Annotated in this window: 17 protein-coding genes; 4 read left to right on the forward strand and 13 right to left on the reverse strand. The window is 58.4% G+C overall.

Annotated features, from left to right (window positions below):
* Positions 1-80: 80 nt before the first annotated feature.
* The 8 genes from lptB to ACTG4B_RS00740 form a co-directional block, all read right to left on the reverse strand.
* Positions 81-842 (reverse strand): LPS export ABC transporter ATP-binding protein, encoded by a 762-nt coding sequence (gene lptB, locus ACTG4B_RS00705; RefSeq protein ID WP_439153745.1) that lies wholly within the window; start codon positions 840-842, stop codon positions 81-83.
* Positions 842-1,327 (reverse strand): lipopolysaccharide transport periplasmic protein LptA, encoded by a 486-nt coding sequence (lptA, locus tag ACTG4B_RS00710; RefSeq protein ID WP_439153746.1) that lies wholly within the window; start codon positions 1,325-1,327, stop codon positions 842-844. The genes lptB and lptA overlap by 1 nt, the downstream gene beginning before the upstream one ends.
* Positions 1,328-1,354: 27 nt before the next feature.
* Positions 1,355-1,939, reverse strand: a complete 585-nt coding sequence (locus ACTG4B_RS00715; RefSeq protein ID WP_439153747.1) for a hypothetical protein — start codon at positions 1,937-1,939, stop codon at positions 1,355-1,357.
* A 20-nt stretch (positions 1,940-1,959) separates the two neighbouring features.
* On the reverse strand, positions 1,960-2,928 hold the full coding sequence (locus ACTG4B_RS00720; protein ID WP_439153748.1) for a KpsF/GutQ family sugar-phosphate isomerase: 969 nt from the start codon (positions 2,926-2,928) through the stop codon (positions 1,960-1,962).
* Positions 2,928-3,539, reverse strand: coding sequence for a ribonuclease D (locus ACTG4B_RS00725; RefSeq protein WP_439153749.1), 612 nt, complete (start codon positions 3,537-3,539; stop codon positions 2,928-2,930). Before ACTG4B_RS00725 ends, ACTG4B_RS00720 begins: the two co-directional genes overlap by 1 nt.
* A gap of 59 nt (positions 3,540-3,598) precedes the next feature.
* Positions 3,599-5,653 carry a putative bifunctional diguanylate cyclase/phosphodiesterase gene (locus ACTG4B_RS00730; protein WP_439153750.1) on the reverse strand — a complete coding sequence of 685 codons (2,055 nt, stop codon included), beginning with the start codon at positions 5,651-5,653 and terminating at the stop codon, positions 3,599-3,601.
* A gap of 582 nt (positions 5,654-6,235) precedes the next feature.
* On the reverse strand, positions 6,236-7,300 hold the full coding sequence (locus tag ACTG4B_RS00735; protein ID WP_439153751.1) for a 2Fe-2S iron-sulfur cluster-binding protein: 1,065 nt from the start codon (positions 7,298-7,300) through the stop codon (positions 6,236-6,238).
* A 4-nt stretch (positions 7,301-7,304) separates the two neighbouring features.
* Positions 7,305-8,537 (reverse strand): aromatic ring-hydroxylating oxygenase subunit alpha, encoded by a 1,233-nt coding sequence (locus ACTG4B_RS00740; RefSeq protein ID WP_439153752.1) that lies wholly within the window; start codon positions 8,535-8,537, stop codon positions 7,305-7,307.
* Positions 8,538-8,682: 145 nt separating this feature from the next.
* Between ACTG4B_RS00740 and ACTG4B_RS00745 the strand changes: the two genes are divergently transcribed.
* Positions 8,683-9,564: a LysR family transcriptional regulator gene (locus tag ACTG4B_RS00745; RefSeq protein WP_439153753.1), complete on the forward strand. Its 882-nt coding sequence runs from the start codon at positions 8,683-8,685 to the stop codon at positions 9,562-9,564.
* A 2-nt stretch (positions 9,565-9,566) separates the two neighbouring features.
* Here ACTG4B_RS00745 and ACTG4B_RS00750 read toward each other — a convergent pair whose 3' ends face one another.
* Positions 9,567-10,211, reverse strand: a complete 645-nt coding sequence (locus ACTG4B_RS00750) for a TetR/AcrR family transcriptional regulator (RefSeq protein WP_439153754.1) — start codon at positions 10,209-10,211, stop codon at positions 9,567-9,569.
* A 117-nt stretch (positions 10,212-10,328) separates the two neighbouring features.
* Here ACTG4B_RS00750 and ACTG4B_RS00755 point away from each other — a divergent pair, with 117 nt between their 5' ends.
* Complete coding sequence (locus ACTG4B_RS00755; protein ID WP_439153755.1) at positions 10,329-12,365, forward strand: FAD-dependent oxidoreductase; 2,037 nt, start codon at positions 10,329-10,331, stop codon at positions 12,363-12,365.
* A 166-nt stretch (positions 12,366-12,531) separates the two neighbouring features.
* Positions 12,532-13,875 carry a polysaccharide biosynthesis/export family protein gene (locus tag ACTG4B_RS00760; protein WP_439153756.1) on the forward strand — a complete coding sequence of 448 codons (1,344 nt, stop codon included), beginning with the start codon at positions 12,532-12,534 and terminating at the stop codon, positions 13,873-13,875.
* Between the two features lie 21 nt (positions 13,876-13,896).
* Here the strand turns inward: ACTG4B_RS00760 and ACTG4B_RS00765 are convergent, their stop codons facing one another.
* From ACTG4B_RS00765 to ACTG4B_RS00780, 4 genes are all read right to left on the reverse strand, one after another.
* Complete coding sequence (locus ACTG4B_RS00765; RefSeq protein ID WP_439153757.1) at positions 13,897-14,676, reverse strand: IclR family transcriptional regulator; 780 nt, start codon at positions 14,674-14,676, stop codon at positions 13,897-13,899.
* Between the two features lie 18 nt (positions 14,677-14,694).
* Positions 14,695-16,053: a TRAP transporter large permease gene (locus ACTG4B_RS00770; protein WP_439153758.1), complete on the reverse strand. Its 1,359-nt coding sequence runs from the start codon at positions 16,051-16,053 to the stop codon at positions 14,695-14,697.
* Positions 16,053-16,721, reverse strand: a complete 669-nt coding sequence (locus ACTG4B_RS00775) for a TRAP transporter small permease (protein ID WP_439153759.1) — start codon at positions 16,719-16,721, stop codon at positions 16,053-16,055. Before ACTG4B_RS00775 ends, ACTG4B_RS00770 begins: the two co-directional genes overlap by 1 nt.
* Positions 16,722-16,831: 110 nt before the next feature.
* Complete coding sequence (locus ACTG4B_RS00780; protein ID WP_439153760.1) at positions 16,832-18,064, reverse strand: TRAP transporter substrate-binding protein; 1,233 nt, start codon at positions 18,062-18,064, stop codon at positions 16,832-16,834.
* A gap of 107 nt (positions 18,065-18,171) precedes the next feature.
* On the opposite strand from ACTG4B_RS00780, the gene ACTG4B_RS00785 reads away from it, so the two are divergent.
* Entirely contained in the window at positions 18,172-19,779 is a 1,608-nt protein-coding gene (locus tag ACTG4B_RS00785) for a GMC family oxidoreductase (protein ID WP_439153761.1), read from the forward strand.
* Positions 19,780-19,802 lie beyond the last annotated feature (23 nt).

Here is a 19,802-nt window from a genome sequence, read left to right on the forward strand (position 1 = left end):
AAACGAGTCTGTCATCCATTATATTGGGCGACAAAAGACCAGTGCTTGTCAATAAGACAGTGGTTAACGGGTTAAGAAACTCAATTCACCCGAAAGCTGTTGCCAAGATAGACGCGGCGCACGTTTTCGTCTTTGACGACCTCGTCAGTGGTCCCGCTCATCAGAACCTGACCATCGTGCAGGATATAGGCGCGGTCGACGATCTGTAGGGTTTCCTGCACGTTGTGATCGGTGATTAGCACACCAATCCCACGGTTTTTCAGATCAGCCACCAGATGCCTGATTTCACCAACGGCGATCGGATCCACCCCCGCAAAAGGTTCGTCAAGCAGCACATATTTTGGCCCGGCTGCAAGACAGCGCGCAATTTCAACCCTGCGCCGTTCGCCCCCCGACAGTGCCAGGGCCGGCGCGCGGCGCAGGTGTTCGATCGAAAATTCTGACAACAGTTCTTCCAGACGCTCGCGCCGTCTGTGCCGGTCTGACACGGCGATTTCCAGAATTGCCATGATATTATCTTCAACTGTCATTCCGCGAAAAATTGACATTTCCTGCGGCAGGTATCCGATCCCCAGCTTGGCGCGCCGATACATCGGCAGGGTCGTCACATCACGCCCGTCGATAATGACATGCCCGCCTTCCGGCGAAATCAGACCGGCGATGGCGTAAAAACAGGTGGTCTTGCCCGATCCGTTCGGACCCAACAGCGCCACGACCTCTCCCCGGCCCAGATCAATGCTGACGTCACGGATGACCGGCCGTTTGCGATAGCTTTTACGCAGGTTGACGATGTGCAGCCCCATATCGCCGTCTTGCAGCGTCAGGTTTGGGGTGTCGGGCATCAGTTGTCGCCCTGTTGCAGGACGGTTCGTACGCGTCCTTCCATGGTCGCTGTTCCGGTTTCGACGTTCAGCACCATGCGTCCGGCTGAAATGGCGCTCGCTCCTTGGGTCAAAAGGACATCACCGGTCAGCGTCAGCACCCCGGTCGTAATATCGTAATCGGCACTTTGTGCCTCGGCGGCATCAGTGTCGGTGGCGAACAGAACATCGTCACTGGCGATCAGCCGCGCAATATCGCCGGTCTCCTCGCTATAGATCACCTCGACCTGGCCCGCAGACAGGCGCAGATTACCTTGCCCGATCACCACATTTCCGGTGAAAATGGCCGTTCCGCTGTCTTGATCGACTGTCAGGCTGTCTGCCGTGACTTCGATCGCGGCAGATGTATCGACGCTCATGCCGCCAAGGTCTACATTGGTCTGGGCGATGCTGAAGCCCGCGCCAAGAAGGAACAGCACTATGCTGAGAGCGATGGATTTTATCACGTGGGACTGTTCCTTTGGCACAGGTCTTTATTGGTCTTGGGGTCTGTATATCAGCCTGACCCCGTCTGTGAAATGCATCAGCTGACCCGTCTGATCGCCGGTTACCTTGAACGTCACCTTGCCGGCCGTCAACTCTCCAAAGGGAGCCCGTATTTCAAGCAGCCCGTGCGATGTGACAATCCCTGTGTCAAGTTCCGCAGTCAGGCCGTTAGTCTCCATTTCGAAACCGGATGAAGTTTCCAGACGCGCCAGCCCCAAAAAACGGGCAATCCGGTCGCGGCCATCAAGTTCGCCAGTGGTGGCCGTCACGGTCAGATTGCTGCCGTCGGGGTTTTCCATCCGAAAGATCAGTGCATCAATCATGACAGTGTCAGGTTGCGTGGCGTCCGGTTGGGCGCTGCGTGCCGTAAGGATCACAACTGATCCGTCATCTGTCAGGCCGGAAAATTTCGGCGCAGTGATACGTTGCTCGCCGGCGATATCCGCAATCTCTGAAAAAGGTATGGTAGTTTGATTCGATGGCTTGCGCGCAAGCATGAAAAGTGTGGACAGCAAGGCAAGCGCGCCAAGTGGCAGAATGATCTTGGCCCAGCCGACAATTTGCGAATGCATGTTATCGGCCGGGCGCATGGTCAGACCACCCCGGCCCGCAGGCAGTCATGGATGTGTAAGATGCCCTGGGCCTTTCCGGATATGTCGGGGTCCAATGCGAAAAGGCAGGTGATCGTGCGGGCGTTCATCAGCGCAACAGCTTCTTCGGCCAACGCGTTGGGCCGCACGGTGGTTGGAGCAGCCGTCATGACCTGCCCTGCCGTTCGGTCAAGTAGCCCGTCCATGTGGCGGCGCAGGTCGCCATCGGTCACGATGCCGACAAGCCGACCATCGTCATCAATCACACCGACAACGCCAAACCCTTTTTGGCTGATCACCAGCAGCGTGTCCTGCATCGGTGTTGTCGCAGTGACCAGTGGCAACGCATCGCCGGTGTGCATCAGATCACGCACCCGCGACAACCGTGCACCCAGCTTGCCGCCCGGATGAAAGTCACGAAAATTTTCGGGGGTGAACGCGCGGTGTTCCATCAGCGCCACGGCAAGCGCGTCGCCCAAGGCCAATGTCATCGTGGTCGAGGTGGTGGGGACAACGCCAATGCCGCAGGCCTCTTCTACTTGAGGCAGCAAAAGACCAATGTCGGCCTGTTTGATCAGTGTGCTGTCGGGGCGGCTGGCGACACCGATCATCGGAATTTGAAAGCGGCGGGTATAGGCGACCACATCGGCCAGTTCCGGCGTCTCGCCCGAATTGGACAGAACCAGGACAACGTCATTTCGGGTCAGCATGCCCAGGTCGCCATGGCTTGCTTCGGCGGGGTGGACGAATTGAGCAGGCGTGCCGGTGCTGGCCAGGGTGGCGGCAATCTTGCGTGCGATATGCCCGGATTTTCCCATGCCGGACACGATGATCCGGCCCTTGGCCTCCAGAAGCAGTTCGACGGCTTTGACAAAACTGTCGCCAAGTCCGTCTGACAGCTTGCGAAGACCGTCTGCTTCGTCTGTTATGACGCGGCGTGCGGTGCCCAAAAGTTTTGCGTGATCCACCATCAGTGCGAAAAGATGTCGATTTCGGGCCAGCCGGCCAGATCCAACCGCGCCCGTGTTGGCAAGAAGTCAAAACAGGCCTGCGCAAGGTCCGTGCGTTTTTCACGGGCCAAAAGCACGTCAAACGCATCTTTCAGTTGATGCAGATAAAGAACATCGGATGCCGCATAATCCAGCTGCGCCCCGGTGAGCTTTTCCGCGCCCCAATCGCTTTGTTGCTGGTGTTTGGAAATATCAACGCCGATCATGTCTTGCAGCAGCGTTTTCAGCCCATGCCGGTCGGTAAAAGTGCGCACAAGTTTGGATGCAATCTTGGTGCAGTAAACCGGCGCGGTCAGTGCGCCAAATGCATTGTACAATGCCGCGATATCGAAGCGTCCGAAATGAAAAAGTTTCAGCACTGTCGGGTCTTCGAGCATCCGGCACAGGTTGGGGGCCGTCGTTTGCCCCATTGCGACCTGCACCAGATGGCAATTTCCGTCTCCGCCGGACATCTGGATCAGGCACAGCCGGTCGCGGTGCGGGTTCAGTCCCATCGTTTCGCAATCGATTGCGACCACAGGACCAAGGTCAAGCCCATCAGGCAGATCGTTTTGGTAAAGAAAATTCGCCATGTCTGGTCCTTCCGGGATCGGCAGTATGCGTTACCAGATACGGCCTGCGAGATCATTCCTCAAGCCCAGGTGAAAATTGGGGGGTGTCCGGCGTCCTTACCTATAGTCGGGGCGGCATATTCGCGCAGCCAGACCCGAAAATCTTTGGCTGACATCGGGCGGGCAAAGCCAAACCCTTGGCCGACCGCGCATCCATGTGCGTTCAGCGATCGGGCTTGGTCTTGTTGTTCTATTCCTTCCGCCACCACTTGCAGATCAAGCTCGACCGCCAGCGCCAGAATTGCACGGATCACGCTGTCGGCTGCGGCCTCTGGCAACGGCGAAATGAGCGAACGGTCAAGTTTTATACCGGCAAGCGGCAATTGGGTCAGCTTGGAAAGGGACGCATAGCCCGTGCCAAAGTCATCAAGTTCCAGCGCCACGCCGCATTCTGCGAGGGAATCGATGTTGATCGAGGCCATGTCATCTTTGCCGTCAATGACAGTTGTTTCCAGCACCTCGATGATGATCTGCTCAGGACACAGACCATTGAGGTGGAGCAGCAACAAGAACCGTTCCATCAAATGCGGATCAGAGATCGTTTCCGGTGCTGCATTCAATGAAATATGAGGAATATTGATACCTTCACTTTGCCAATTCTGAAGGTTTTTCATCGCGGCCTGCCAAATGGCGAAATCAAGATCGATCATCAGGCCGGCGCGGACTGCTGCGGGCAAGAATTTGTCAGGTGAAAGGAGGCCATGTGAAGGGTGCCGCCATCGGGCCAAAACCTCTGCGCCGTGCATCATCCCGTCTGACAACCTTATTTGGGGCTGGAACCACGGTTCAATCTGTCCGGTCGCGATCGCATCGGGAAGTTCAAGCTGGAGTTTTTGCAGTGTTTCCATATCGACCCGGAGTGACGGCCTGAATTCCAGTGTCCGATTGCCCCCGGCCACTTTCGCGATTTGGAGAGCGACCCCTGCGTCGGCGATCAGCGACAAGGCGTCGGCGCTGCCGTCACTGGACTGCAAATAGCCGATGCTTGCGTTTACGTGCAGTTTACGCCCCCCGACGTTAAAGGGCTCTGTCAACGCGCTGGTCACACGTTTGGCAAGTGTCGATGGCGCTTCGAAGGTGACCAGCACGAATTCGTCCCCGGCGACGCGTGCAACCATGTCCTCGGTGTCGATGCAGCTTTGAAACCGGGTGGCGACGGATTTTAGCACCTGGTCGCCAGAATCATGGCCCGCTGCGTCGTTCAGGGCTTTGAAGTCGTCAAGACCAACAAACAGAACGCCAATATCGGGCGCGGGATGTGCGTGCACGACCTGATTCAGGTGCCTGACGACTGAACCGCGGTTGGGCAACCCCGTCAGCGCATCATGATTTACAAGATATTCCAATTTCTTGTTCATCTCGACCAACTGCGATCGGGATTTGCGCATGACTTCGGTTTTTTGGCGCAGTTCGGCGATTGATGCGCGAACCGTCATTTGTGCGGGTGCAAAAATGAATATCGCCTCGGCCAGCAGAACAAGTGCCGAGACCGTCAATATGGCTTGTTGTATGTCCTCTAGCCGCTGGCCTTGATCAACGGCTGTGAGTTCTAACAGGTGCAAGGTTTCCTGCTGCCTTGCCGTCATATCAGCGTCTGTATGAAAACCGCGCAACGTATTCAGCGCGGCTTTGCGAGAGTGGGCAGGGCGGGTTGCCAGTTCTGTCGCCAATGCCAGATAGCGTTCCGCGTCACCGACTAATCCGGTGCTATCGGAAAAGAAATGCGCCTGCAGTTCCGGGGACCACAGCCCAATGTCCGGCAACGTCTTTTGTATTTGTGCCAACCCGGCGATAGCGGTTTCAAGCGCGGCCTGGGCGTCGGCCACGCCCAAGGCATATTGGTCTGCCGCCACCAAGATCGCGTTGTCCGCGATGATGGTGGCATTTGCGGCGCGCAGCGCGTTGGCCGCGATGCTGCCATGCTCGATTATCCTTTTGTTCACCTCATGTGTTGCCACCAAAAGGCCCATGATCAGGAAAAGCGCACAGGTATAGTGGATCCAAAGACGCTCTGGATTGTTGCGGTTGACCTGTCGCCTGATCCAGTCAAAGCATGCCCCGATTACTGCCATCATCTGATTCCCATAACGCCACCCTTCTAATCTGGGGGATTTTGATTAACGTGGCGTTTCATTGCCATCGCGCGGACATAAACCGCAGATCACGCCCCAAATGTCGCCTGATCGTGGGGCTGAATCAGTCTTGGCGCCGGGCGTTGCTTTTCTTTGTGCATGCCGACTCCGATGTTCCTATGTGTCTGGCAACTGCAAGGGAATTGGCGCAAGCGGTGGCGCATTAAAAACGAAAATACCTGGAATAGAAGGCGTATTTAGCCTATGAAACCAGTGGTTTGCGCCAATGCAACTCCGCCCGGCCGGTTATGCAAGGGCGCTGCGAACGTAGGCGGTTGAGTGTTGGATCATCGTATCTGATGCCGGATCAGCAGGGGCAAGTTTTTGGCGCTTTGGCCTGAGGCGCAGCACAGTCCATAATCAGAGTGGTCGAGCCTGAAAGGCTCTGACCCGAAGTATACTGGACCATGGTGCCCGCCCCGTCATGGGTCAGAATGGGACCGTTTGAATTGGTTTACCATCTTGTTCCATGTCTGATGTGGTCAGTGCCGCAGGTGCATACGGTTGAGCGGTGCGGTGCCGGACTCAGACTTCGACCGCGACCTTGCCGATGGGATTGCTGCAACAAGCCAGAATATAGCCATCGGCAATATCGTCGTCGGTAATACCGCCGTTGTGGACCATATGCACCTGACCTGCCGTCTTCTTGATCTTGCAGGTCCCGCAAACCCCAAAGGTGCAGCCTGACGGGATCACGATACCGGCAGATCGCGCAGCCGCCAGCAGGGTTTCGGTTTCTGCACATTCAACGGTCAGGCCCGACGCCGTGAATGCGATCTGCGCCTTGATCTCTTGATCAAGCGTCACATCGTCGGGAACGGCGCCGGTGTCCCCGACAGGAGCATGGAAACTTTCCTGATGATAGCGGTCCATGTCGAAACCCAGACCTGCCAGCGCCTCGCGCACGGAGGTCATGAAACTTTCCGGACCACAGCAAAATACCTCGCGTTCAAGGTAATCCGGCGCGGCAAGCCCCAGCAAAAGCTGGTTGAAACGCCCACGATACCCTGTCCATGGCTGGTAACGGTCTGTCTGTCCAACCACCCATGCCAGTTCGATGCCGGTGATCCGCGATGCCATATGTTCCAGCCTCTGGCGAAAGATGATCTCGGACGGGCGGCGCGCGCAGTTGATGAACACCACATCGGGGTCGCGGCCTGCATCATACATATATGTCGTCATCGACATCATCGGCGTGATGCCGGAACCGGCAGAGATGAACAGGTATTTGTCCGACGGGTAATTCACATGCGAAAACGTGCCCCCCGGTCCTGTGGCCCGCAGCCGCACACCGGGGCGGAGGTTATCCAGCATCCAGCGCGTGCCGATCGACCCGTCCTGCGCCTTGACCGTGATCGTCAGCGACGTGGGCCGCGAGGGCGAGGATGATATCGTATAAGTCCGGTGCAGCGGCCCGCCCGGCACAGACAGTTCCAGCGTGATGAACTGTCCCGGCTTGAACCGGAACAACGCGCCCGATGGCGCCTGAAAGGTGAAAGTGACGACATCCGGCGTCTCTGGCAGAAATGACACACATTCCAGCGGTTCGTCATCGGTCCAAAAGGCGAGTGTGGGGGTCATCGCTGTCATCGGGTCATTCCGCCGCCACGGCGCGGGGGGTCAGCCCGCGCTGCATTGTTTGCACATACCAATCGACGAATTGTTCCACCCCGGATTCCTGTTCAGGGCTGTAAGGGCCGGGCAGATAAGCGGGTGAATTGATGCCCTGCTGGTTGCCCTCGACGATTTCACGGTCTTCATCGTTGGTGGCGACCCAGACCTCGGTCAAGCGTTTCAGGTCGTAATCCACCCCTTCGACAGCATCCTTGTCGACCAGCCACGTCGTTGTCACCTCGGTTTCCTGCGGGCCGATGGGGGTGACGCGGAAAGTCAGCGAAATATCGGGCAGGAAATGGTTCCATGTTGACGGATAATGGAACGCCAACAGTGATCCCGCGTCCGGCAGGGCCACCCGCCCCAACGCGCGCCGCGATGCGGCCTTGCCATCCATCGTATAGCTGACGGCGGTTTCCTGAAGAGGCATGCGGGCGAAACGATATTGTCCGGCAAATCCTGCCAATCGGAATTGTGCCTGCGCGCCTGTGGCCTCGCACCGGTCGAAATGCGCCTGAAGCCGCGGCGAAATGGTGCCGTCCGCAGATACGCCCGCGACTTCCGGATCAAGGGGGAATGACCGGCACAGCGCAGGATGCGTGCCACCGCAATGATAACATTCGCGGTTGTTTTCCCAGACCAGTTTCCAGTTTCCCTTTTCCACGATCGAGGAGGTATAGGCGACTTTGGCGCGGTGCAGGTCGTGGATTTCCAGATAGGGGCGGGCCAGATCGGCGTAAGCATCGAAATCGGGCACATCATCGGCGAGGCAAATATAGACCAGCCCGCAAAATTCGCGCAGATGGACGGGGCGCAGGCTGAACCTGGTCGGGTCAAAATCGGGGCCCATGTCGCGCGCCCAGATCAGGCGCCCGTCAAGGTCATAGGTCCATTGGTGATAGGGACAGACCAGTTTGGCGACCTGTCCATCCCGTTCCTTGCACAGCACCGACCCGCGGTGCCGACAGGAATTGTGGAACGCTCTGATCTGGCCATCGGACCCTTTGACTATCACGACGTTATACGCCCCGATCTGGATGCGCGCATAAGCGCCTGTCTTGGTCAACTGGCAGGCTGGGATGGCATACAGCCATTCGCGGTAAAAAATCTGGTCAAGATCTTGCGCATAGATATCCGGATCGGTGTAAAACGCCTGATCGAGCGAATAGCCGGGTTGACGGCGGGCAAGCATGTCGGTCAGCGCAGCGTGCATGGCAATGTGTCCTGAAGCGTTATAGATGAGTTTGAATAATTCAATGCGGACGAATTTTTCCGTTTTCAATGGTAATAATTCTCATCTAGCATTAGTTATATTCACCTGATTTATTTGCGACCTTCGTAGGAAAGAACACGACCCCATGGCCCGTCCTTATGACCTTCCGTCGATGACTGCGCTGGTCTGTTTCGAAACTGCTGCACGCTATTTAAGCTTCAAGCAGGCCGCGGCGGAATTGAACGTGACCCCTGCGGCGGTCAGCCACCAGATAAAGGCGCTGGAATCGGCCTTGGCTGCGCCGCTGTTTCGGCGCCAGCATCGCGGTGTCGATCTGACCGAGGCAGGCGCGTATCTGTTCGTGGCGCTACAGCGCAGTTTCGAAGGCATCGCCGAGGCTGTCGATGCTATCCGCGCCCCCGCCGACACCGAGGATGTGATCGTGCAGGCGACGACCGCCGTCAGCGCATTCTGGCTGACCCCCCAGATCACAGCGTTCTGGAAAGACAAACCTGATACAATCGTGTCGCAAATCGTCAGCGATGTCGCCTTGCCAGAGGGCCGCCCCGATCTGAGTATCCACTATGGACCGATGCCGGAAAACGATGACGGCTGCCGCCTGTTGTTTCATGACGATATCGTTGCAGTGGGCACGCCAGAGTTCGCGCGTGCGCATCGGATAACCTGCATCGACGATCTGCGGTCCGTTCCTGCAATCCACGTCGCGGCAGAGGGCACGGATTGGACGGGCTGGGCCGACTGGTTCGGGGTGTTCGGCCATGCGGGGCCTTTGGGGCGGCGCATTGCCGTCAATAACCACATGATCGGGTTGCAACTGGCCCGTGACGGCGCGGGCGCGGTGTTGGGGTGGACGGGGCTGATCGGGCCGCTTTTGGAAAACGGCGATCTGGGGCTGTTGGTGCCGCAACGGATGCCATCGCCCTATGGGTTTTACCTGCGGACGCATCCGCGCGCATCCTCACGTGCGCTGGAATTCCGCGATTGGCTGGTGGCCACACAGCGCTGACCTCAGGTAACCGGCGAAAAGCCGTGGCGCGCATGGAACCTTGCCAGGTCCCCTTCGGTCGGGGACTGGCCGCAGTAGGTGCGCACATAGGCCGGGATCCGTGCCATACGGGCGGCAAGGCTTTCGTGGGTTTGCAGGGAGATATACCCGATTTGCACAAGGTAAACAGTGCGCGCCCGCACGTCTGCGTCATCGGCGTCAAAGCCAAAGCGCGCGAACATCTCGCGGATCGCGGCAAGGCGTTGCTCATCCGCAGCTGCCACTCGTGCCATTACGGGGTCTGACTGATGCGCCCAGCCACGCACCGCCATGTCAAAACGCGGCGCAAAGCGGATTTCGTCCAGAAACACGGTCAGAAGGTTCAAAACGGCCTCTGCGATCGTTTCGGCATAGGCGCTGCACGCGTCTGTCAGGGCCTTGGTATTTGTCGCTTCCCAGTCATCCAAAAGCGCATCAAGAAGCGCGTGCCGATCTTTGAAGAACCAGTAAAAACTGGTGCGCGACAGGTTGAGCCCGCTGGCGAGCGGCTGGATTTTCACAGCATCAATGCCACTTTCCAGAAACGCCGTTCTGGCCGCATCCAGCCAAAGCTCACGCGAGCCACGCCAGCCTTTTTCGGTCGGATCGCTGGTTTGCACATCACTCATGACGCCAACCTATCTGCCGCCTGACACGGCAACAAGAAAAATATTCACCTATGAACTAAAACTTGACGCAACTGAACATTTAGTGGAATTGTGCTGTAGCAGCCACGGAGTCGCCTCATGTCCACCGATCCCCTTTTGCAGTCCTACACGCTCAAGCATCTGACACTGAAAAACCGGCTGATGATCACCAGCCACGAACCGGCCTATCCCGAGGACGGAATGCCCAAGGACCGCTATCGCGCCTACCACGTGGAACGGGCGCGGGCCGGCGTGGCGCTGACTATGACCGCCGGATCGGCCAGCGTGGCGCGCGACAGCCCGCCGGTGTTCAACAATATTCTGGCGTGGAAGGACGAGGTTGTCGGCTGGATGAAACAGCTGACTGACGAATGCCACGATCACGGCTGCGCGGTGATGATCCAGTTGACCCACCTTGGTCGCCGCACCCGCTGGGACAAGGCGGACTGGCTGCCGGTGGTATCCCCCAGCCATGAACGCGAACCCTCGCACAAGGCATTCCCGAAAAAGGCCGAAGACTGGGACATCGCCCGCATCATCCAAGATTACGCCGATGCGGCAGAGCGGATGCAGGCCGCCGGTCTTGATGGGATCGAACTGCAAGCCTATGGGCACTTGATGGATCAATTCTGGTCGCCGCTGACCAATGATCTGGAGGGGCCTTATGGAGGCAGTCTGGAAAACCGGCTGCGGTTTACATTCGATGCGCTTCGTGCGATCCGCGACCGCTGTGGCGATGAATTCATTGTCGGGGTGCGCTATACTGCGGACGAAGATATGCCCGGCGGCCTGACCAAAGCGGACGGCATGGAAATCTCGCAGCGCCTGAAAGACAGCGGGATGGTGGATTTCCTGAACGTCATCAAGGGCCATATCGACACCGATGCCGCCCTGACCGACGTGATCCCCGTGCAGGGGATGCCCAGCGCACCGCACCTGGATTTCGCGGGCGAAGTGCGCGCCGCAACCAAGTTCCCCACGTTTCACGCGGCCAAGATTCAGGATGTCGCCACGGCCCGCCATGCCATCGCCAGCGGCAAGCTGGATATGGTCGGCATGACCCGCGCGCATATGGCCGACCCCCATATCGTCGCCAAGATCATGCGCGGCGAAGAGGACCGGATCAGACCTTGCGTTGGTGCAAACTACTGTCTTGACCGGATTTATCAGGGCGGAATGGCGCTTTGCCTGCATAACCCCGCTACGGGGCGCGAGTTGGAGCAGCCGCATGTTGTCGCAAAGGCCGATACGCCCCGGCGCATCGTCATTGTCGGTGCCGGCCCTGCCGGGCTGGAGGCCGCGCGCGTTGCTGCCGAACGCGGGCATACTGTCATCGTGCACGAGGCCGCAAATGATCCCGGTGGCCAGATCCGCCTGACCGCGCAGACCGAACGGCGGGCCGAAATGATGCAGCTGATCCAATGGCGGTTTGCAGAATGTGAACAGATGGGCGTGACGTTCCGGTTCAACTCTTTCGCGGATGCGGAAACCGTGCGGTCCGAGGACCCCGACGTGGTGATCATCGCCACGGGCGGGTTGCCGCATACAGAGATTTTGGCGGAAGGTGATGCGCTGGTCATATCGGCGTGGGATATTCTGTCAGGCGATGCACAGCCCGGTGAAAACGTTCTGATCTATGATGACGCAGGCGATTACGCTGCGTTGCAGGCCGCCGAGAAAATCGCCGCGACCGGTGCAAAGGTCGAGATCATGACCCGCGACCGATCATTTGCGCCCGAGGTCATGGCGATGTCGCTGACCCCCTCGATGCGTGAACTGCAAAAGCGGGACGTGACATTTACAGTAACGTGGAAACTTGATGCGGTGCGCCGCGACGGCAACAAGCTCTTGGCGACCATCGGCAGCGATTACGGCGGGGTTACGCGCGAACGGCTGGTTGATCAGGTCGTGGTCAACCACGGCACGCGCCCGCTGGATGATGTTTATTTCGATCTGCGCCCCGCCGCGACCAACCTTGGCGAGGTGGATTATGAGGATCTGGTCGCAGGCCATCCGCAGACCGTGAACCGCAATCCTGAAGGCAGCTATCAGCTGTTCCGCATCGGCGATGCCGTGGCCGCGCGCAATACCCATGCTGCGATCTATGATGCGCTGCGGTTGGTGAAAGTGCTGTAATCCAGTCAACCGGTCCCTTACCGGGGTAGTCTTTTTGGGTTCTCGAAAAATTAACCATTTCTTAATTGTGGGTTGGTAGCGGTTGATCACGCTGTTGGCTTTCTGTCCGCGGCACGAGGATGAGACGATGCGGTCTTGACCGCCATCGCCCCGCACGGAGAACCCGATGCTGAAATGGCCGGCAGTTGCCGCGATTGTGTTGTGCCTTTCCGGTTGCGGGGCGATTTATATCTCTCCGCAGGTCGATGCCGAAAATGATAGGGTGCAGGTCGTTCCGCTGACTGCCAAGACCTTACAACGCGCCAATCAAGACCCCTATGAACCTGTGCAGGTGCCCGATGCCTTTTTCCAGACTGCGCCTGTTTCCGGCATCGTTTCAGGGCCAAGGCAAACCCCTAAACCCAGTCTTGCTGCGCAGGCACGTCCGACGGTGATGCCGATCTCTCCACCGCCGGACCCGGCCACTGGTCCGTATCGGATCGGCGTCGGAGATGTGGTCATTCTGGCAAGCAAGACTGCCGGCAGCACCGTGCAGGAACTTTCCGGCTTGCTTGCCGCGCAGAGCAGTAGACAGGGCTATACCGTTCAGGATGACGGCGCAATCGCCGTGCCTGATGTCGGGCGTATTCGGCTGGCCGGGTCCACCCTGCAAGAGGCAGAAGGGCAATTGTTCCAAAGCCTTGTGCAGAAAGGCATTGAACCGACCTTCAGCCTCGAGATCGCAGAGTTCAACTCGCAGAACGTAACGCTGGGTGGAGCGGTGGCGCAGCCGGTCATCATTCCAATCGATTTGACCCCGCTTTTTCTGGACGAGGCGCTGGCGCGCGCGGGTGGTTTTTCCAGCGATGATCCTGAGTCTACGTCGCTCCGTATCTATCGCGCGGGAACGCTGTTTCAGATTCCGCTGACAGAATATCTTGCGCGTCCGGTCTATCAGAAAACCCGGCTGATCGCGGGGGACAGCATCTTCGTCGATAGCGCCTTTACGCTGGAAAAGGCGCAGGCCTATTTTCAGGAACAAATTACGCTTGCCCAACTTGACCAACAGGGCCGGGCGCAGGCGCTGGCCGAATTGACCGCAGAAATCGCGCGGCAGCATGCGGCCCTTGCGGAACGCCGTGCGACGTTTCAAGATCTTGTCGCACTCGATGCGGTTGCGCGCGACCATGTCTATTTATCAGGCGAGGTGGCCCGGCCCGGGCGGTTCGCCTTGCCATTCGGGCGCGCCGCGACGGTTGCCGATGCCCTGTTTTCGGGGAACGGTTTTTCCAGTGAAACCGGGAATCCATCGCAAATTTATGTGCTGCGGGGTGTGTCGGGTTCAGACCTTGTCACGGCTTGGCGCATAGATACCAGCAATGCGGCAAACCTTGTGCTGGCAACGCGCATGGAGCTGCGGCCAAATGACATAATTTTCATTGCCGAACAGCCGGTGACCCGCTGGAACCGCGCCTTGCAGCAGATCGTTCCATCGTTGATCACCAGTGGCGCGGCGCTTGCGAGTCAATAATGCGACTTGCGTCAAAGCCGCTTAATCCTGCGCCAGCTTTTCCAGTTTGCGGGCCGCATTCTGCAATGGGCCAAGTTGCGCTTCCAGATCCGCCAAGGTCTTGCGTTGCACGGGGGCATGGATCGACAGCGTGGTCAGAAGCCTTTGTTCGTTATCCTTGATCGCAACACAGATTGCGGCCATCCCATCCATGAATTCCTGGTCGTCGGTGGCATAGCCCCGCGCGCGCGTCGCAGAGATTTCATCGTGCAACACGTTAGGGTCGGTCAGTGACTGGTCCGTGCATCGCTGCAAATCAATCGCGCTGATAAGCCGGTCAAGTTTGTCTGCACGCAGGGATGACAGATACATCTTGCCACTGGCGGTGCAGTTGAACGGCACCTGCGTGCCAACCGGCAACTGAATGCGCAGCGGCCAATGCGTTTCGACCCGATCCAGATACACCATGCCATACCGGCCGGGTGCGGCAAGGTTGCAGGTTTCACCCACCTGCTCGGCCAGTGCCTTCATGATCATCAGCCGTTCGGTGCGCACCCGCTGCGATGACAGTGTGTTGGCCGCCAGCCGCCGCAACCGTTTTCCTGGCCCGTATGACCGACCATCAACGTCGCGCTGCAAAAACCCTTTGGCCTCGGCGGTGGTCAACAGACGGTGTATCGTCGGCTTTGGCAGGCCCAATGCCTCGGAGAGTGATGCAGGCGACACGGGCAGGCCCGTCCGTGCGACTTCTTCCATGATCAGAAGAAGCCGCAGGTTCGTCGGGATCTGGTCCCGGGTGTCAGCGTGTTGGTCGTCGGGCATGTGCTGACCTTTCGCAGCTTAGCGATCGGGAAGCAGCATCAAAGCCAGGTCGGGTGTCAAAGCAACCAGAATCCAAACGCTGATCAACGCGATCAAATAAGGCACCGTGTAGCGAAGAAGCCGGAAATAGGGAACGCCCGTCACACCGGATGCGACATAAAGGTTCAGCCCGTAAGGCGGGGTAATGAACCCGATGGATGCACCAACAAGGAAGATAACCGAGAAATGGATCGGATCCACCCCGACATTTGCGGCAATCGGCGCCAGGATCGGCGCCAAGATAATCGTCACCGGCAGTGATTCCAGCACCATCCCTGAAAAGAACACGATGACCATCGCAGTGAACAACACTGCGTAATAGCCGCCCATGGATGTCACGAAATCACCGATGACCTGCTGCGCGCCCAACAAGGACAGGATCTGCTGCATCACGACGGAAATGGCGATCAGCGGGGCAAGGATCCCCGTGATCTCTGCCGACCGCATGGTGATGCTGGGGATTTGCCAAGGGGTGAACCCGTCGACAACCAGCATTTCGCCATAGCTTTTTTCGTCCCATGTCTTATCGGATTTTAGCCGCAGAACCCTTGTCACCAAGGCCGACAGAACACCAGCGATAATGCAGAAACCCACTGTCACGCCTGCCGCTTCGGTCGGGGAAAACTTGCCGGTGTAGATGCCCCACAGCACCAGCCCGATGGCAAAGAACCCCAGCCATGCGCCAAAGGCTGTTTTCAGCACCCGGTTCAGTTGCAGCGGAATCAGATAACCCCAGCCGTTGATCCGGCAGATGATCCAGCAGGCAAACTGCATGCCGATCACCATCAGCGCACCGGGGATGATCCCTGCCACGAACAATTCGGAAATTGGCAGGTTCATCAGGAACCCATAGACAATGAAAATGATTGACGGTGGAATGATGATCCCCACCGTCCCGCCCGCCGCAGCGGTGGCCGCAGAAAACCGTTCATCATAGCCGCCCTTGACCATTTCAGGGTGCAGCATCGACCCGATCGTCGCCGTTGTGGCCGAGTTTGACCCCGATATCGCCGCGAACAGCCCACACGCCCCCAGCGCCGCCATGCCCAGACCGCCACGCAGCCAGCCCAGACAGGAATATGCGAAATCGGACAGTCTGCGCGCGATCCCTGATTTGTTGATCAGGTCACCTGTCAGGATGAACAGGGGCATGGCCAGCAGGGCAAATCCCTTGTTGAACACGTTCAACAATTCGGCCCCCATATTGTCCAGCGTCAGCCCCAGAACAAAGGAACAACCGATAACCCAATAGGCGATGACCAGCAGAACCGGCACCCCCAGCATGAAAAGAAATGTCACCCCAACCGAGATGAGCGTGACCAGTGTACCATCAGCCATCAGCCCTGCCCCCCGATGACGGCCTGCCGGATCAGCGGCGCGCCAGAGCGGAAATTCGCGAAATCGTCCTGGATATTTTCAATGGCCCGCGCCGCCATCAGCGTGGCGGCCAGTGGTGCCGAGATCAGGAACCACCACTGCATCGTATTGTCGGTGCCCAGCACGATCTGGAAATTCGACGCCGACAGCGCTACCAGTCGTGATGTTGTCACCAGCAGGATCAGCGCGAAACCGAACCAAAGCACGCAATCAAGGCAAAGGCAGGCAAGCTGTGCAGGGCGCGGCATGGATGTGCGGAATTCGGAAAAGCTCAGGTGCGTGCGCACCCGGATGTTATAGGATGCGCCGAACCATGCCATGATCATGAACAGCAGCGGTGGCAGGGTCGTGGACCAGGGTTGCTGATTGGAAAATACGAACCGGTCGATCACGCCCCAGAAAATGATCAGGGCTATCGCCAGATAGCTGACCACCATGATCGTGCGTTCCAGATACCGTTCGATGACCGGCACATGATGATAAATCCACGCCAGCGCCCAACCTGCCAGCAAAAGGAATGCCAGCCCGATGAACCACGTGTTTTCGGATTTCAGTGCCTCGCGGATTGTCCAGGAATCCTGACTTGCAAAGGCGGCAAACAGCGCGCCCGTATCGGACCAGAACGACATCGGTCCACCCTCCCCTTTGGTTTCTCCCACCCGGTCGGACCGGGCCCGTGGATTCGCCGGCCCCAGTGTGATGGGGCCGGCGACCTGTCTTACAGCCTAGAGAAGGCTGATCAGCCTTTCCACCAGCGGCGGGGCTCGACGTTCTCAGGCAGCATATCCGCATCGACTTCGCGGGCGATGTCATAGATTTCCTGATAGGTGTCGATGCCACCGGCCCAGCCGTTCAGACGCTCGCGCCACTGTTCCCACAGTTGCGGCTGGAATTCAGGCGAACACATCTGTTCGGCCTTCTTGATTTCTGCATCGTCCAGGAACGCCACGCGCACGTCGTTTTCATCGAAAATCGTGCCCGGCATCTGCGGATCAGAGAAACCGACCGTCTTGACCAATGCGGCTTCGTTCGCGGCCTGCACATGGGTCTGCGCCCAATAGGAGGATTCCATCACGGCGTCCTGCAATTCACCGCCCAGGCCGTCGAAGACAGAAGCGCTCATTGCGGTGTGCTCTGTCCCGCAAAAGAATTTCAGGTCAACGCACTGGCTGACGACGGGCGACATGTTGGCATAGGCCACGGCGGACGCCCATGTTTCGGCCCCGTCGATCAGACCCTGTTTCAGACCATCGAGCGTTTCTTCCCATGCGACGGGCACGGGGTTCAGGTTCAATGCCTCCATCGCGATGCGGCCTAACTGTGTGCCGGTCACGCGGTTCTTGGTGCCGAACAGTTCTTCCAGCTTGGTGACGGTGGGCCGGTCCTGCCAGCTAAGCCCCAACTGGATGCCGCGCAATTCGCAGTGGCTGAACAGGAATTTCAGGCCGTGCCGTTTTTCATAGGGGTCGCGCAGGATTTCCTGGCTCTTGGGGTGATACAGGAAATGATACTGCGACGCCCGACCGGGGAACATGTAGGCATAGTCCAGCACGTTCAGATAGGGCGCGCCCCCGGCAGAGTTCTGGGTAGAGGCCGCATAGATATCGGTGATGCCCTGCTGGGTTTTTTCAACGCAGGACAGCTGGCCGCAAATCTGGTTGTTGCCGATGAAATCAACGCGGATTTCACCATCGGTCCGCGCCTCAAGATCACGCGCGAATTCCAGCGCGCCGGCCCGTTCAATCAACAGGTTTTGCGGGTTGAAACCGGATGCACCAAAGGTCAGCGTGTGTTTTGCTTCCTTGGCAAAGCGCCGTTCATAGGTCGATTCTGCCGCCCGGGCCAGGTTGGCCGCCGTCATGGCGCCGCCAAATGTCCCCGCCGCGAGCAACGTCGAACTCATCCCGTAAGTTCCTGCGATCTTGAAGAAATCCCTGCGGGACACCCCCTTGATGCGATCATTGATAGCCATTGTTTCCTCCCTAGTTGACAATTAATGATACGTTTTGTCCCAAAAAACTGTAGATTAGTCTTTTCAACTTGCATAGAGTTTTTTTGGACAAGTCGGGAGGACCCCCTGTGGAAGCGGACTATGTGATCATCGGCGCGGGCTCGGCCGGATGCGTTATTGCCAACCGGCTGAGCGCCGTTTCAAGCAACAAGGTCGTCCTGCTGGAGGCAGGCGGGCGCGATTGGAACCCGTGGATTCACATCCCGGTCGGCTATTTCAAGACGATGCATAACCCGACACTGGACTGGTGTTACCGCACGGAACCCGATCCGGGCCTGAATGGGCGCGCCATCGACTGGCCGCGCGGCAAGGTTCTGGGCGGGTCGTCATCACTGAACGGTTTGCTGTATGTGCGGGGCCAGCCGCAGGATTACGACCGCTGGCGGCAGATGGGCAACGACGGCTGGGCCTGGGACGATGTGCTTCCGCTGTTCAAAAGGGCCGAAAACAATGAGCGCGGCGCGGATGAATTTCATGGTGACAGCGGCCCTCTGGCGGTGTCGAACATGCGTATCCAGCGCCCGATCTGCGATGCATGGGTCGCGGCGGCGCAAACTGCGGGCTACCCGTTCAACCCCGACTATAACGGCGCCGATCAGGAAGGCGTAGGATATTTCCAACTGACGACAAAGAACGGGCGCCGGTGCAGTGCCGCAGTGGCCTATCTTAAACCCGTGCGTGACCGTGAAAACCTGCAAATTGTGACCAAAGCGCAGGTGAACAAGATCAACATCGAAGGCAAGCGCGCGGTCAGCGTCACCTATGCCGACCCGTCCGGCGCCCTGCACACCGTCACCGCCCGCCGCGAGATTATCCTGTCAGGCGGCGCGATCAATTCGCCCCAGCTATTGATGTTGTCGGGGATTGGCGATGCGGACGAATTGAAATCCAACGGCATCGACCCGGTGCATCACCTGCCGGGTGTCGGCAAGAACCTGCAAGACCATTTGCAGGCGCGGCTGGTGTTCAAATGCAATGAACCCACCCTGAACGACGAGGTGCGCAGCCTGTTCAATCAAGCGCGGATCGCGTTGAAATACGCCATGTTCCGGTCCGGTCCAATGACAATGGCCGCCAGTCTGGCCACGGGGTTTCTGAAAACCCGCCCCGATGTGGCCACGCCGGATATTCAGTTCCACGTGCAACCGTGGTCTGCCGACAGCCCGGGCGAAGGAGTGCATCCGTTTTCCGCCTTCACGATGTCGGTGTGCCAGCTGCGCCCCGAAAGCCGTGGCGAAATCCGGCTTGATGGCAATGATCCGCGCAAATATCCCAAGATCGTGCCCCGCTATCTGTCCACCGAGACTGACTGTCAGACCATTGTCGAAGGCGTGAAGATTGCGCGGCGCATCGCGCGCTATGCCCCGCTGTCATCCAAGATATCCGAAGAATTCCGCCCCAATCCCGCGCTTGATCTGGAAGATGATGCAGGCACGCTGGACTGGGCGCGCAGTAACAGTGTCTCGATCTATCACCCCACCGGCACCTGCAAGATGGGCAGTGGTCAGGATGCGGTGGTTGACGCGCAACTGCGTGTGCATGGCATCGCAGGGCTGCGCGTGGCGGATTGTTCGATCATGCCGGAAATCGTGTCAGGCAACACCAACGCCCCCGCGATCATGATCGGCGAGAAAGTATCGGACCTGATCAACGATACCGCAGGACAATCGCTCTGATCCTCTGCTTGGGGTGTGGCGCA

The organism is Yoonia sp. (assembly GCF_965660735.1).
Classification (GTDB): Bacteria; Pseudomonadota; Alphaproteobacteria; order Rhodobacterales; family Rhodobacteraceae; genus Yoonia.

What these genes read in the sequence shown, in the direction of transcription:
- ACTG4B_RS00780 (WP_439153760.1), bottom strand. Translation starts at nt 18,064, where the DNA reads ATGGCTATCAATGATCGCATCAAGGGGGTGTCCCGCAGGGATTTCTTC.
- ACTG4B_RS00740 (WP_439153752.1), bottom strand. Translation starts at nt 8,537, where the DNA reads ATGCACGCTGCGCTGACCGACATGCTTGCCCGCCGTCAACCCGGCTAT.
- ACTG4B_RS00725 (WP_439153749.1), bottom strand. Translation starts at nt 3,539, where the DNA reads ATGGCGAATTTTCTTTACCAAAACGATCTGCCTGATGGGCTTGACCTT.
- ACTG4B_RS00770 (WP_439153758.1), bottom strand. Translation starts at nt 16,053, where the DNA reads ATGGCTGATGGTACACTGGTCACGCTCATCTCGGTTGGGGTGACATTT.
- ACTG4B_RS00750 (WP_439153754.1), bottom strand. Translation starts at nt 10,211, where the DNA reads ATGAGTGATGTGCAAACCAGCGATCCGACCGAAAAAGGCTGGCGTGGC.
- ACTG4B_RS00755 (WP_439153755.1), top strand. Translation starts at nt 10,329, where the DNA reads ATGTCCACCGATCCCCTTTTGCAGTCCTACACGCTCAAGCATCTGACA.
- ACTG4B_RS00715 (WP_439153747.1), bottom strand. Translation starts at nt 1,939, where the DNA reads ATGCATTCGCAAATTGTCGGCTGGGCCAAGATCATTCTGCCACTTGGC.
- ACTG4B_RS00735 (WP_439153751.1), bottom strand. Translation starts at nt 7,300, where the DNA reads ATGACAGCGATGACCCCCACACTCGCCTTTTGGACCGATGACGAACCG.
- ACTG4B_RS00730 (WP_439153750.1), bottom strand. Translation starts at nt 5,653, where the DNA reads ATGATGGCAGTAATCGGGGCATGCTTTGACTGGATCAGGCGACAGGTC.
- ACTG4B_RS00745 (WP_439153753.1), top strand. Translation starts at nt 8,683, where the DNA reads ATGGCCCGTCCTTATGACCTTCCGTCGATGACTGCGCTGGTCTGTTTC.
- ACTG4B_RS00775 (WP_439153759.1), bottom strand. Translation starts at nt 16,721, where the DNA reads ATGTCGTTCTGGTCCGATACGGGCGCGCTGTTTGCCGCCTTTGCAAGT.
- lptB (WP_439153745.1), bottom strand. Translation starts at nt 842, where the DNA reads ATGCCCGACACCCCAAACCTGACGCTGCAAGACGGCGATATGGGGCTG.
- ACTG4B_RS00720 (WP_439153748.1), bottom strand. Translation starts at nt 2,928, where the DNA reads ATGGTGGATCACGCAAAACTTTTGGGCACCGCACGCCGCGTCATAACA.
- ACTG4B_RS00765 (WP_439153757.1), bottom strand. Translation starts at nt 14,676, where the DNA reads ATGCCCGACGACCAACACGCTGACACCCGGGACCAGATCCCGACGAAC.
- ACTG4B_RS00760 (WP_439153756.1), top strand. Translation starts at nt 12,532, where the DNA reads ATGCTGAAATGGCCGGCAGTTGCCGCGATTGTGTTGTGCCTTTCCGGT.